Annotated in this window: 13 protein-coding genes; 6 read left to right on the forward strand and 7 right to left on the reverse strand. The window is 72.0% G+C overall.

The features are described 5' to 3' along the window. Nucleotides 1–3: 3 nt before the first annotated feature. The gene (locus RHODO2019_RS14080) at nt 4–2,082 is read right to left on the reverse strand and encodes a hydantoinase/oxoprolinase family protein (protein ID WP_265382378.1); all 2,079 of its coding nucleotides are present in this window, start codon (nt 2,080–2,082) and stop codon (nt 4–6) included. Beyond that, the gene (locus RHODO2019_RS14085; protein WP_265382379.1) at nt 2,079–2,762 is read right to left on the reverse strand and encodes a GntR family transcriptional regulator; all 684 of its coding nucleotides are present in this window, start codon (nt 2,760–2,762) and stop codon (nt 2,079–2,081) included. Before RHODO2019_RS14085 ends, RHODO2019_RS14080 begins: the two co-directional genes overlap by 4 nt. 417 nt (nt 2,763–3,179) lie before the next feature. On the opposite strand from RHODO2019_RS14085, the gene RHODO2019_RS14090 reads away from it, so the two are divergent. Further along, a complete protein-coding gene (locus RHODO2019_RS14090; protein WP_265382380.1) occupies nt 3,180–4,601 on the forward strand; it encodes a DUF2254 domain-containing protein in 1,422 nt (473 codons plus the stop codon). 66 nt (nt 4,602–4,667) lie between these two features. Continuing rightward, nucleotides 4,668–5,378: a sulfite exporter TauE/SafE family protein gene (locus RHODO2019_RS14095; protein WP_265382381.1), complete on the forward strand. Its 711-nt coding sequence runs from the start codon at nt 4,668–4,670 to the stop codon at nt 5,376–5,378. 206 nt (nt 5,379–5,584) lie between these two features. Here the strand turns inward: RHODO2019_RS14095 and RHODO2019_RS14100 are convergent, their stop codons facing one another. The 4 genes from RHODO2019_RS14100 to RHODO2019_RS14115 all read right to left on the reverse strand — a co-directional run bounded on the left by RHODO2019_RS14100 (nt 5,585) and on the right by RHODO2019_RS14115 (nt 9,403). After that, nucleotides 5,585–6,340 (reverse strand): alpha/beta hydrolase, encoded by a 756-nt coding sequence (locus RHODO2019_RS14100; RefSeq protein ID WP_265382382.1) that lies wholly within the window; start codon nt 6,338–6,340, stop codon nt 5,585–5,587. 179 nt (nt 6,341–6,519) lie between these two features. After that, nucleotides 6,520–7,620, reverse strand: coding sequence for an MFS transporter (locus tag RHODO2019_RS14105; RefSeq protein WP_265382383.1), 1,101 nt, complete (start codon nt 7,618–7,620; stop codon nt 6,520–6,522). Between the two features lie 195 nt (nt 7,621–7,815). Further along, nucleotides 7,816–8,634 carry an N-acyl homoserine lactonase family protein gene (locus tag RHODO2019_RS14110; protein WP_265382384.1) on the reverse strand — a complete coding sequence of 273 codons (819 nt, stop codon included), beginning with the start codon at nt 8,632–8,634 and terminating at the stop codon, nt 7,816–7,818. Between the two features lie 301 nt (nt 8,635–8,935). Next, the gene (locus RHODO2019_RS14115; protein ID WP_265382385.1) at nt 8,936–9,403 is read right to left on the reverse strand and encodes a hypothetical protein; all 468 of its coding nucleotides are present in this window, start codon (nt 9,401–9,403) and stop codon (nt 8,936–8,938) included. A 347-nt stretch (nt 9,404–9,750) separates the two neighbouring features. On the opposite strand from RHODO2019_RS14115, the gene RHODO2019_RS14120 reads away from it, so the two are divergent. Further along, nucleotides 9,751–10,227: a nucleoside deaminase gene (locus RHODO2019_RS14120; protein WP_265382386.1), complete on the forward strand. Its 477-nt coding sequence runs from the start codon at nt 9,751–9,753 to the stop codon at nt 10,225–10,227. Nucleotides 10,228–10,383: 156 nt separating this feature from the next. Here RHODO2019_RS14120 and RHODO2019_RS14125 read toward each other — a convergent pair whose 3' ends face one another. Next, nucleotides 10,384–10,734 (reverse strand): cupin domain-containing protein, encoded by a 351-nt coding sequence (locus RHODO2019_RS14125; protein ID WP_265382387.1) that lies wholly within the window; start codon nt 10,732–10,734, stop codon nt 10,384–10,386. A 298-nt stretch (nt 10,735–11,032) separates the two neighbouring features. Between RHODO2019_RS14125 and RHODO2019_RS14130 the strand changes: the two genes are divergently transcribed. Genes RHODO2019_RS14130 through RHODO2019_RS14140 form a run of 3 tightly spaced genes read left to right on the forward strand, consistent with a single transcriptional unit; the run spans nt 11,033 to nt 13,217 of the window. Then, nucleotides 11,033–11,686: a TetR/AcrR family transcriptional regulator gene (locus tag RHODO2019_RS14130; RefSeq protein ID WP_265382388.1), complete on the forward strand. Its 654-nt coding sequence runs from the start codon at nt 11,033–11,035 to the stop codon at nt 11,684–11,686. A gap of 2 nt (nt 11,687–11,688) precedes the next feature. After that, nucleotides 11,689–12,477, forward strand: coding sequence for an oxygen-binding di-iron domain-containing protein (locus tag RHODO2019_RS14135; RefSeq protein WP_265382389.1), 789 nt, complete (start codon nt 11,689–11,691; stop codon nt 12,475–12,477). Then, complete coding sequence (locus tag RHODO2019_RS14140; RefSeq protein ID WP_265382390.1) at nt 12,474–13,217, forward strand: maleylpyruvate isomerase family mycothiol-dependent enzyme; 744 nt, start codon at nt 12,474–12,476, stop codon at nt 13,215–13,217. Before RHODO2019_RS14135 ends, RHODO2019_RS14140 begins: the two co-directional genes overlap by 4 nt. The last annotated feature ends 73 nt before the right edge of the window (nt 13,218–13,290 follow it).

Genomic DNA, 13,290 nt, shown 5'->3' on the forward strand with positions numbered 1-13,290 from the left:
GTCTCAGCCCTCCTGGGCGGTGGCGTCGGTGGGCGTGATCAGCAGGCTGCCCGAGGCGTGGGTGAGCGCCTGGTGGCCGGGCAGGACGAGGGTGGTGGAGTCCATCTCGGTGATGACGGCGGGCCCGGTGACGACGTCGCCGGCCCGCAGCAGCGCGCGGTCGTAGATCCCGGCATCGGCGAAGGCCCCGTCCACGTAGACCGGGCTGGTGGTGGTGCGCGCGGCCGAGGGGTCCCCGTCACCGTCGGGCAGCACGGTCGGCTGCACGTGCGGGCGCGGGCCGGAGACGGTGGCCCGGGCGTTGACCAGCTCGTGGTCGGCGGGCACCAGGAAGCTGAACAGCCGCTGGTGGGCGTCGTCGAAGGCCGCGGCGACCCGCTCCAGGGCGGTGTCGGGGTGCTCCAGCCAGGCCGGGTCCACGGTCACCGGGATGTCGAAGCCCTGGCCGAAGAAGCGGACGTCGACCTCCAGCCGCACCTCCTGCTCGGCCTCACCGATCCCCTGGTCGGCGATGCGCGCGGCCGTCGCCGCCCGCAGCTCGCCGAGGATGCGCACCAGCTCGGCGCCGTCGAGGTCGGCGAAGCGGCGCAGGCAGGTGCGGGCGGACTCGTCGCGGACCGAGGTGGTGGCGTCGCCCAGGGCGCACAGCACGCCGGGTGATGGAGGCACCACCACGGGCCAGGCCCCGGTGAGCCTGCCCAGCGCGTTCGCGTGCAGCGGGCCGGCCCCACCGAAGGCGGTGAGTGCGAAGTCCCGGGGGTCGAAGCCCTGCTGGACGCTGACCAGGCGCAGCCCGCCCAGCATGTTCTCGTTGACGATGTCGATGATCCCGGCCGCGGCGGCCTCGGCCGAGGGCAGCCCGACGGCGTCGGCCACCGCCTGCACCGCGCGCCGGGAGGCCTCGACGTCCAGGGTGATCTCGCCACCGGCCAGCGTTGCGGGCAGGTAGCCCAGCACGATGTTGGCGTCGGTGACCGTCGCCTCGGTGCCGCCCTTGCCGTAGGCAGCCGGTCCAGGGACGGCCCCGGCGGACTGCGGACCCACGCGCAGCGCCTTGGTCAGCTCGGGCACGTGGGCGATGGACCCGCCGCCCGCACCGACGGTGCGCACGTCCACCGAGGACGCCCGGACGGTGAGGTCGCCGACCTTGGTCTCCCGGCCGATGCGCGGCACCAGGTCCTGGACGAGGGCGACGTCGGTGGACGTGCCGCCCATGTCGAAGGTCAGCAGGTCCCGGACCCCGCACTGCTGGGCCACCCACACCGCGCCGGTCACCCCGCCCGCGGGACCCGAGAGCAGCAGGGTCACCGGGTCGGCGACGGCCACCTCGGCGGCGGAGAGCCCACCGTCGCTGCGCAGCACCGCGAGCTCACCGGCCACCCCGCTGGCCTTCAGCTGCTCGCTGAGGGTGCGGACGTAGCGCGCGACCTGCGGCTGGACGTAGCCGTTGGCCACGGTGGTGACGGTGCGCTCGTACTCGCGCATCTCCGGCAGCACCTGGCTGCTCAGCGAGACCGGCACCCCGGGCAGCTCCTCGGCGGCCAGCGCTGCCACCCGGCGCTCGTGGGTGTCGTCGGCGAAGGAGTTGATCAGCGAGACGGCCAGCGCCTCCACCCCTCGATCCCGCAGCGTGCGCAGGGCCGCCCGGACGGCCTCCTCGTCCAGCGGGTGCACCTCGGTGCCGTCGCTGGCCATCCGGCCGGGCACCTCCACGGTGTTCTCCAGCGCGGCCAGCGGCTCCGGCTTGGGCCAGATGATCCAGCCCGCGAGCCCGCCGGGGACGAACGAGCGGGCGATCTGCAGCACCTGCCGGAAGCCCTGGGTGGTGACGAGGCCGACCACCGCACCCTTGCCCTCCAGGATCGCGTTGGTCGCCACCGTGGTGCCGTGCAGCACCGAGCCGATGTCCGCCCGGTCCACGCCGGCCTTCGCGCACACCAGGTCGATGCCGTGCAGCACCCCGGTGGACTGGTCCTCGGGGGTGGAGGCCGTCTTGGCCCGCCAGGTGTCCCCGGAGTCCGAGTCCACCAGGAGCACGTCGGTGAACGTGCCCCCCACGTCGACGCCGAGTCGGTAGGTCACGGGCGGTCCTCCTGTGCTGGGTGGGGGTGGTCGGAGCTCTCGAGGTTCTCGGGGTGGACGAGGAAGGTGCGGGCGGCGAGCACGTGGCTGCGCATGACCGACTCGGCCCACTCGCCGTCACCGTGGGCCAGGGCGTCGCACAGCTCGCGGTGGTGGTGCTGGCTGCGGGCGAGGGCGTGGTCGGAGTACTGGTGGAAGGTCCGCATGACCAGGGGCACGTGCACCACGCCGGCGACCATCGCGGTGAGTCTCGAGCTGGCCGAGACCCGGAGCAGCTCGGCGTGGAAGGCGCTGTTGTGGGTGGTGAGGGCGTCGAGGTCGCGGGGACGGCCAGGGGCGATGGCCCGCTCCATGCGGGTGCACAGCCTCCGCAGCCCGGCCACGTCCTCCGCGGTCGCCCGGGCGGCGGCGCGGCGGGCGCCGAGGCCCTCCAGCAGTGCACGCAGCTCGAAGGTCTCCTGGAGGTCGTCGGTGGTCCAGCCGCTGACCCGGGCCCCACGGTGCGGCAGGTGCTCGACGAGGCCCTCCGTGCCCAGGCGCTGCAGGGCCTCGCGGACCGGGGTGCGGCTGACCCCGAGCTCCTCGGCCAGGGTGTCCTCCGGCAGCCGGGAGCCGGCGGGGCGGACACCGCCGAGGATGCCGGCACGCAGGGCGGCGTAGGCGCGATCTGTGGCGGTCATCACTCTCCCTCCGGTTGGAAGACGATGTTGTATGCAATCCGGGGGCTTGTCCAGGATCTTCTGGAGGATCCGGGTTTTGATCTCGTGAACTGCACACAATCGATCGCGCCGCGAGATCGTCCGACCGATGGCCGGGGCCTCGTCCGCTCCGGGTCACGCTCGCCCACGGGGCCGTCGCAACGAGCGAGGGGGTCCCGCATCCTGCTCGACTAGGCGCCCGCTGGAACCGCCCCACGGTGAGCACCCCGGCCCCGGGAGATGGGCCCACGACGTGACCCGGCGCCCGCAGCCGGCCCGCACGGACCCGGCGGGGCGGCCGGGCTCGCAGCGGTCGGGACCGGGCCCCCGTTCCGTCGGGCGCGTACCCCTGCAATGGTGTGTCGTGCCCAGCCCACGCCAAGACGACCAGCACGCCCGGTGGACCTCGGTGGCGACGGCGGCGCACCCGACGGCCGCGGCCCGGCCGGGCGGGGCAAACCCGTGATGGGCCTGGCCGCGCTGCGCAACCGGATCACCCTCCTGCGGGAGACGGTGGCGACCGAGCTGTGGCCGCTGCCCACGGTGGGGCTCGTCGTGTCCGCGCTGCTCGGGTTCTGGCTGCCGGTCCTCGACGACCGCGTCGACCACAACCTGCCCGCCGGGGTGACCCTGTACCTGTTCGGGGGCGGCCCGGACGCCGCGCGCTCCGTGCTCAGCGCCGTCGCCGGCTCGTTGATCACGGTGACGTCGCTGACGTTCTCGCTGACCGTGGTCACCCTGCAGCTCGCCAGCAGCCAGTTCTCCCCCCGCCTGCTGCGCACCTTCTCCCGCGACCGCTTCGTGCACGTCACCCTGGCCCTGTTCCTGGGGACCTTCACCTACAGCCTGGTGGTGCTGCGCACCGTGCGCACCGCCAACGGCGACCAGCAGATCGCCGTCGTCCCCCAGGTCTCGGTCACCGTGGCCCTCTTCCTCGCCCTGGCCAGCGTGCTCGGCCTGGTCCTGTTCCTCGCGCACCTCGCCCGCCAGATCAGGGTGGAGACCATCCTCGCCAACGTGCACGAGGAAGCCACCGAGACCCTGCACCGGGTCCTGGAGGTCCGCGAGGACGGCCGACCCAGCACGGAGGTGCCCCCCGCCGCGCCCCGGACCGCCGTGCCGATCATCGCCACCCGGTCGGGGTTCCTGGTCAGCGTCGACGAGGACGCGCTGCTCGCCGCCGCCCACGACGTCGGTGCGCTCCTCCGGGTGGACTGCCCGCCCGGGGGGTCCCTGGTCGCCGGCACCCCCCTGGGCACGGCCTGGTCCGCCGACGGTGCACCGCTGTCCGAGGAGGTCCGCGACCGGCTGTTCCCACGGGTCCTCGACGCCATCTACGCGGGCCCGGAGCGCACCGCCGCCCAGGACGTCGGCCTGGGGGTGCGACAGCTGACCGACGTCGCCAACAAGGCCCTGTCCCCCGGCATCAACGACCCCACCACCGCGGTGCACGCCCTGGGTCACCTCTCCGCGCTCATGTGCGAATCCCTCGGCCACCAGCTCGGGCCCAAGCTGCTGCGCGACGAGGCGGGCCTCGTCCGGGTGGTGCTGAACCGCCTCGACTTCGGCGAGCTCCTCGACGGCGCCATCGCCCAGCCCCGTCGCTACGGCGCCGCCGCCCCTGCTGTCCTCGTCCGCATCGCCGCGCTGCTCCGCGAGGTCGCCTGGATGACCCGCGACGACGACGACAAGGACGCGGTCCGCGACCAGGTCCGGCGGATGCGGGACACCATCGACGAGCAGTCCCTCGGCACCACCGAGGTCCGCGCGCTCCACGCTGCGCTGCACCGGGCGGAGACCGCCCTCGAGGGAACGTGGTGACGATCGCCGGCCGCCACCTGGCGCTCCGTCGCGCGGTCGCGGTGCCCAGGCGCCCGGGGTGACCCGGTGAGCACCGCGACGCTCACCCTGCTCGCCGTGGTGGTGGCCGTCGCCGCCTTCGTCCAGGGCACCAGCGGGATGGGCTTCGCCCTCATCGCCGCCCCCGTCATGGGGATCGTGCAGCCCGGCCTGCTGCCCGTCGTGGTCCTCGCCCTCATGGTCCCGCTGAACCTCTACGTCGCCCACCGCGAGCGCGAGGCCATCGACTGGCGCGGGGCCGGCTGGATCAGCACCGGGCGGCTGGTCGGCACCGCGGGTGGGTTCGCCGTCCTGGTCGCGGTCCCCACCAGCCGCCTCGACCTGCTCATCGGCGCGTCCACCGTGCTCGCCGTGCTCGCCAGCCTCGCCGTCCCCTCCTTCGCCCCGGGACACCCGGCCCAGGTGATCGCCGGAGCAGTCACCGGGGTCACCGAGACTGCGACCGGGGTCGGCGGCCCACCCCTGGTCCTGCTCCACCAGCACCGCCCGGCACCGGTCCTGCGCTCGACGGTCGCGCTGTGCTTCCTGGTCGGTGAGGTCATCTCCCTGCTCGTGCTCCTCGCCACCGGCACGATTGACGCGGAGCAGGTCCGGGCCACTGTCGTGCTGCTGCCCGCCCTCGGCCTCGGGGCCCTCGCCAGCCATCTCGTCCACCACCGGGTGGGCGGCCCGCGCCTGCGCACCGGGGTGCTGCTGTTCGCGCTGGTCTCGGGGATCGCCCTGCTCCTCAAGGCCTGAGGCGGCCTCAGCCGCTCGTGGCGTGTACCCGGCCGAGCAGGTCTGCCCGCCGGCGGACCCACCCGTGCCGGGCTCGTCGTCCCCGCTGCACCCCGACCGCGCCCGACACCCTCATCGACAGCCAGCGGCGTGCCGCGGTACCTGGTCGGGCGGCGGTGGGTCGGCGTGGTCGCGTTGCTGGCCGGACAGCGGCGACGGGAGCTCCCCTACGCCGTGCTGTGCGCGCGGATGAAGTCGTAGACCTCCACCATGACGCGCTCGCGGTCCACGTCCAGGGTCACCTCGTGCGAGGAGTCGGGCAGAGCCAGCAGGCGCTTGTCGGTCGACCCGATGTTCTCCAGGACGAACGGGCCGTTGGCCTTGTCGACCACCTGGTCGGCGTCGCCGTAGATGAGCAGTGTGGGGACGCTGACGTCGCTCAGCCCTCGCCGGACCTCGCTCATCAGCCCCATACCGCGCTCGAGTGCGCCCAGCGGCATCTCCAGGTAGGCGATACCGCCCACGCCGACATCCTCGGTGAGCACACCCACCGTCGCCCATGGCGCCGGCACCACGGCGGGACGGTCCGGGTCGTTGACGAGGGGCTCGAGGGCCTCCATCGCCTGAACCGGCGCCGCCATCACCACCACCCCAGCGAGGTCCGGGTGTCGGCGAGCCAGCTCCAGGGTGAGTGTCCCGCCCATGGAGATACCGGCCACGAAAACGGTCGAGCAGCGCCCCCGCAGCTCGTCCAGCGCCCGCTCGGCGGCCCCCAGCCAGTCCTCCGGCCCGGTCCGGTCGAGGTCGGCAACCGTGGTTCCGTGTCCCGGCATCCGCGGCACCGACACACCCAGCCCACGCCGGGCCAGGTAGTCCGCGAGCGGCCGCACGTTCTGCGGGGTGCCTGTGAAGCCGTGCACCAACAGACAACCAACGTCGTTGCCCTCGAACCAGTACGCACCCGCACCCGGCATGACCGTCATCGGCTTCTCCTCGTCAGCCCGTGGAATGTTCGTCAGTGTCACCCGTTGCCGGTCTGCTGCACAGACCCCTGTCGCCCCCACCAACAGTGCGCGCGCCGAGGACCCAGCTCACGTCCCCACGCACCCGACCTGGCGGTCCTTCTCACCCACCGCCGCCCCGTTGCTGCCCTGGCCGGCGCTCACCAGTGGAGTCCTCGTCGGGTGGCCAGCGTCAGGCGCGCACAGAGCAGGAGGGTCAGGGCAGTGAACACGGCGAGGGGGACCTCGATGGTGGTGGCTTCGGCCGTGACCGCGGTGACGTAGGGAGCGGCGAAGCCGAGGTAGGCGCTGCCCAGGAAGACGGCGTTCAGGGCGCCGCGGCGCCCGGGTTGGGCCAGGCGGGCGGTGAGGGTGAGACCGCTGGCGAGGGCGAGCCCGCCGCCGGCGCCCAGCATCAGGGCGGCGACCAGCAGGACCGGTGCTGAGCCGCTGGCGGCGCCGACGGTGGTCAGGGCGTAGCCGGCGGCGCCGAGCCCGGCCGCTACGGGGGCGGTGCGCCGGGCGAGGCGTTGCTGCAGGGGGGCGGCAAGTGCGCCTGCACCGAGGGTGAGCCCGGCCAGCACCCCGAGGAACAGCACGGGCGGGGCGCTGGTCCGGACCAGCAGGGGCACCGCGGCAATGACCACCGCGGGGAACGCGTACACGCAGACTGCCAGCGGCGCGAGGACGGTGAGCACCGTGGTGCGGTCACCGGGTCTCAGCAGCGGTCCGGTGGTGCGGGGGCCCACGGTGGGGGTGACGGTCTCGGGCAGGGTGAGGGCAGCGGCGAGGCCCGCGACGACCAGGGCGATGTGGACCAGGTACGGCAACGTCGTGGGGGCGGCCACGTACTGGGCGAGCAGGCCCGACATCAGCGGGCCGAGGGAGAACCCGGCGGTCATCGCGACCGCGGCGCGGCGGCCTCCGGTGAAGGGGTTGGTGGACAGCTCGGTGACCCAGGCGGTGCCGACCCCGAACACGGCGCCGCTGACCGCGCCCTGCAGGAACCTGCCGGTGAACAGCACGAGGAGCGAGCTGTCGGCTGCGATGAGGAGCAGGGAGGTGAGGCCGCTGAGCACGACCAGCGGCAGGACGATCCTGCGTCGGCCGAACCGGTCGGAGGCCGGGCCGGCCAGGAACAGCGCCGGTACCAGGCCGGCGGCATAGACCCCGAACACGGCGGTCAGCACGTCGGGGGACAAGCCCAGGGTGTCGCGGTAGATCAGCAGCAGCGGGGTCGGGACGTTCGTCCCCGCGGCCACCGCGAACAAGGCGAACGCGGCCCGTCGCCATGTCCGCCCGTCAACAGTCCTTGGCGAACGGTGACGCGCAACGGGACGAGGGTTGGGCACCTCGGGTGGGTCGGTCACCCCACCACCTCTCCTGCCACACCCGGACAACCCCACACCCGGACAACCCCACTGCCTCGACCCCCCCATCCCTCGGTGTGGGGCACGTCAGTCGAAGGTGCGGCTCTCGGCTCTGAGGCGTTCCAGGGTCGGGGCGTCGTGGCCGTAGACCATGGTGGCGTCGTAGCGGTGCTGGAGCTGCTTCATCCAGCGGTGGCTGCGGTACCAGTCGGCGGAGTCCCGCTGCAGCCAGCCCTGGGTCAGCCCGTCCTGCTCGAAGAGGTCGGCAACGTGGTACAGGTCGCTGGTGAGCATGAAGTGCCCCGAGTTCTGGGTCTCCACCTGCATGGTGAGCAGCCCGGGAGTGTGTCCGGGCATGTGCCGCACCGTGATGCCGTCGAACAGCTCGGTCTCGTCACGGTGGATCGGCTGCCAGTTCAGCTGCCAGTTGAGGTCGTTGGGCAGGTAGGCGCCGATGTCCTCCTTGGTGGCCACCGCGTAGTAGTGCTCCTTGATCTCCAGCTCGTGGGCGTAGATCGGCACGTCGGTGCCGGCGAACTTCTCCAGCCCACCGGCGTGGTCGAGGTGCATGTGGCCCATGACGACGGCCTTGATGTCGGCGATGCCGTACCCGGCGGCGGCGAGGGCGTTGTCCAGGTGGTGCTCCTCCTCGTACACGTTCACCGGGAACGCCTCCCACGCCGGGGCCGGCCAGCTCTCCCTGGCGTTCTCCGAGCACCCGGTGTCGAAGAGGATCGGTCCCACGGTGGGGTGCTCGATCACCGTCGCCACGACCGCGATCCGGCGGCGCTCGTAGGACGGGGTGGGGTCGGACTGCACCGCGGCGTTGCAGCCGCGGATGAAGAACCCGTCGTCGGTGTCGATCCGACCCAGATCCAGCAGGGAGACCTTCGACTTCAGCGTCATCGCTCATCCTCTCCAGTCGGCCAGCAAGGCCGCCAGCTCACGGTTCACACCAGTGGTGCGTGCGTCGTGGCGCCGGTGCCAGCCCTGCGGAGGTGCGCACCGTCGACACCATTTCGGTGGAACCGTGATGGTGCACCGGTCTGGTCATCGTGCACAGTGCGGCGAGCATGCCGATGGTCGGCCGTGCGTCACCGGTGACGGGGCCCGGTGTGGTGGCCGGCCCGCACGGGAATCCTCCTCACGCGGCCCCTCCGACCGTCGCCTGCGCACACCACCGGACGCGAGATAAAGGACCGTGGTGCTACCGGTCAGCCGGCGGGATGCTGTCCGACCCGTCCCGGTGACCGGCGACCGTTCCGAGGTCCTCCCGCTCCTCACCCCCGGGCTCGCGGTGGCGGTGGCCGCCCGCGTCGGCGCCGACATCGGTGCGTGCCCCCTCGGGCACGTCTGGGTCGAGGTCGTCAGCAGCGCGGAGCCGGTCACGCTGCTCGTCACGCTTGACCGAGGCACGCTCGCCACGCTCGTCGGCCTGCACCTGCAGCTTGTCCGCCTCCGCGGCCTTGCGGTCAGACTCAGCGCGAGCCTGCCGCGCGGCCGCCTCCTGCTCGGCGGCCTCTGCCTCGTGGGTACGCACCACCCTCTCCTCCTCGGCCGCACGGCTCCTCATGTCCGCAGCCTCGGAACGGTCTTGCTCACGTCTGCGCTCGCCGTTCTTCCGCACCACCAACGCCCCCACGGCCAGCACGACCAAGACCACGACGACGACCACGACAATGACCGCAACACTCATGACGACCTCCTGTTTTCACCACCCAACCACGAGCCAGGGCCCACGCCAATGACCCGGCCCCGGCTGGCGGATCCGTCCGCTTCCGCCGCCGTGGTGGAGTGCACACGGAAGACACTGCAGCCGTGGAGCCTCGTGAGCGGTTGGCGAGCGAGCTGGTGACTTCGGTCCCCGAAGACCCTGCCACCGAGCTCGAGGCCGCGTTCCCCGCGCGCGACTCTCTGGTGGAGGTCACGCCCGGGTTCCGCACGACCGGGAGCGGGATCTGCGGGTCACCTGGACACCGCTAGGTTCTGCAGCCCGCTGTCAGGGCTCCTAGGGTTCGGGTCATGGATGAGTCCCTGCTCCAGCGCACCGTCTCGATGGCCCTGCAGAACGTGGAGGACGGTGGCAAGCCGTTCGCCTGCATCGTCGTCGACGCCCAGTCCGGGGAGGTGCTGGCCGAGGCGACCAACCAGGTGGCGCAGGCCGGTGACCCCACCGCCCACGCGGAGATCGTCGCCATCCGGGAGCTGGCCGCAGCCGGACGCAGCGACCTGAGCGGGTGCACCGTCTACGTCACGGCGTACCCGTGCCCGATGTGCCTGGGAGCCCTGTACTACGCAGCACCCGAGCAGGTGTTCTTCGCCGCCACCCGCGAGCAGGAGAACGAGCACTACGAGGACGGCAACCGCTACATGAGCTTGTCCAGCTTCTACGACGAGTACACGAAGCCGCCGGAGCGGCGCTCGCTGCCCGCCACCCAGGGTCCCACCGACGACCCGACCGCCCCGTTCCGGGCCTGGACCACCGCCCACCCCGCATAGCCGCCCAGCCGGATCAGGACGACCACACCACCCCGGCTGTACGGCCGTCGGTCACCGGGTCGACGGCCCGAGGGTGCTGGGTGGCACAGGGCCGCTCGTCGAACATGTCTTCAGACTTCCGGTGGGGGGGGTTGACCCACCGGAACCGGACCCCCGTCAGGTGTCTGTCCGCCGGTCCGGTGGAGGCGGGTACTCGATCCCGTGTCGCGCAGAGATCTCGATCAGGCGGGGGATGTCGGGCTGGCGGGGTTCTGGCATCTCGAGCGTGGTGGTGGGCGTGCCCACCTCCGCCACGAAGCCGTCGAACCCCGCGGGCGTCGTGATGGTGAGGATCGTGCAGGGCCCGTCAGCGCTGACGACGAAGCCGTGCAGAACGTCGCGGGGCAGCCACAGGAACGCGCCCTGCTCCGCGGCGATCTTCTGCTCGCCGATCTGCGCCTCGATCCGCCCGCTGAGGAGATAAGAACGCCTCGTCCTCGTTGTGGTGGACGTGCGGCGGCGGGGCAAACCCTGCCGGCAACCGCATCTCGACAACACCGAGTGCGTTGCCGGTCGCGGATCCACTCGCCTTGACGATGGACAGCGTGCTCAGAAAGTCGTAAGCCTCACCTTCGTCGACGGCGAGGTGGTAGCCGCTCGCGAGCGATGTCATCAGAGCCCCGTTTCCTGCACGCCGCGCCGGAGGATTGGTGACGACAGACGGAATTCCTGTCCCGGGCGCTTGTCTACAGCCCTGTTCCGCCCGCGGCACCGGGCTCCTAACTGGATGTTGACGTCCTAACGCCTGTAGGTGGACACTCTCGCCATGAGTGCCGAACCCGTACGGGTGGACCGTCGTCACCTCCGCCGGCTGGAGACGATCGAGCAGATCGTCGACGTCGCGGTCGAGGTGATGGCCGAGTTCGGTGTCGGTGGTCTTTCCCTCGCCGAGGTCGCCCGGCGGATGGGGATGCGCTCGCCCTCGCTGTACGGGTACTTCGACTCCAAGCACGCGGTGTACGACGCGGTGTTCGCTCGGGGGTGGCGGTCGATCCTCACCACCATGACCCCGGTCTCGGCGGGGGTGCACGAGGCCGACGACCTGCCCGCCTACCTCCTCGTCTACGGACGGCGCTTCGTGGGGTGGATGCTCGAGCACCCGGTGCAGGCGCAGCTGATGTGCTGGCGCCCGGTCCCCGGGTACGAGCCATCCCCGGCCGCGTACGCGCCGGCGGTGGAGATGCTGGCCCTGGCGCGCACCGTGTTCGCGACCCTGCGTGAGCGGGCCCTGTTCCGAGCTGACACCGACGTCGACCGGCTGCTGCGCACCTGGACTGTGCTGACCTCCGGTGTCATGACCCAGCAGCTGGCCAACGCCCCCGGAGCGACGTTCGACGACGGGGTGTTCACCGCGACCCTGCCTGACCTCGTCTCCATGTTCCTGGCCCAGTTCGGCACCACCCCCACCCACCAGAGGTAGCCATGAATGACACCAAGGTCGACCAGATCGCGGATCGCATCTACCGCATCTCCACCTGCGTCCCGGACATCGCACCGGGAGGCTTCACCTTCAACCAGTTCCTCGTCGACGCGCAGGAGCCGTTGCTCTACCACACCGGCATGCGTCAGATGTTCCCCGTGGTTCGCGCCGCGGTCGAGCAGGTCCTCCCGGTGGAGAGCCTGCGCTGGATCGCCTTCGCCCACGTCGAGGCCGACGAGTGCGGGGCAGTCAACGAGTTCCTCGCCGCGGCACCCCACGCGCAGGTCGCCCACGGGGCGATGGGGGTGATGCTCTCCCTCAACGACATGTTGGACCGCCCACCCAGGGCCCTCGCCGACGGGGATGTCCTCGACCTCGGCGACGCCGGGCTGCGCCGCACCGTGCTGGAGGTCGCCACCCCCCACGTTCCGCACAACTGGGAGTCCCACGTGTTCTTCGAGCAGGTCACCGGCACCCTGTTCTGCGGTGACCTGTGCTCCCAGCTCGGCGACGGCGACCCCGTCACCGACCACGACCTCCTCGAGGCCGCGATCACCGCCGAGGAGACGTTCTGGCAGACCTCGATGGGCCCGGCCGTCCCCGCCGCCTACCGTCGCCTCGCCGACCTCAACCCCACCACCCTCGCCGTGATGCACGGATCCTCCTACAACGGTGACTGCCCCCGACTGCTGCGCGAGCTCGCCGACATCTACGAGACCCGCTTCGGCTGCCGGACTGCCCCGGCCCAGGCGCTTCCCGGCCACGACACACCCATCGGAGCCGGACGATGACCACCACCCTCACCGCACCCCGCGCACCCACCCTCCCACGGCCCATCGCCATGCGACTGGCCGAGACCGAGTACGACCGCACCCTCACCCAGCTCCGCACCCTCCAGCCGGCAGACTGGACCACGGCCACCGACTGCCCAGCATGGGACGTGCACGCCGTCGTCAGCCACGTCGTGGGCATGGCCGAGATGTCGGCGTCGATCCCGGAGCAGGTCAGACAGATGCGGGCCGCCAGCAAGGCCGGCGGTGAGTTCATCGATGCCCTCACCGCCCTGCAGGTCGCCAAGCACGCCCACGACACCCCCGCGCAGCTGGTCGCACGCTTCGCGGTCGTCGGACCCAGAGCGGCCAAGGGACGTCGGCGCACCCCCAGCGTCGTCCGCCACCGCACCATGCCGGTACCGCAGCACGTCGGGACCACCACCGAGCAGTGGACCCTGGGCTACCTCGTCGACATCATCCTCACCCGCGACCTGTGGATGCACCGCGTCGACATCGCCCGGGCCACCGGACGCGACGTCCAGCTCACCGCCGAGCACGACGGTGAGCTCGTTGCCGACATCGTCACCGAGTGGGCCGGCCGCCACGGTCGACCCTGCACCCTCCAGCTGACCGGACCCGCAGGTGGGCAGTGGACCTTCGGCACCGGCGGCACCGACATCACCGAGGACGCCGTCACCTTCTGCCGTGGCCTCTCCGGCCGCGGCGAACCCGCCTACGACACCGCCGTCCCCTTCTGACCCACCCCGATCCTCGCTGTCCGACGGTCGTCGTTGACCGTGGAGATCACGGTGCGGCTCGGACCCGAGACGA

Origin of the sequence: Rhodococcus antarcticus (assembly GCF_026153295.1) — a bacterium.
Classification (GTDB): domain Bacteria; phylum Actinomycetota; class Actinomycetes; order Mycobacteriales; family Mycobacteriaceae; genus Rhodococcus_D; species Rhodococcus_D antarcticus.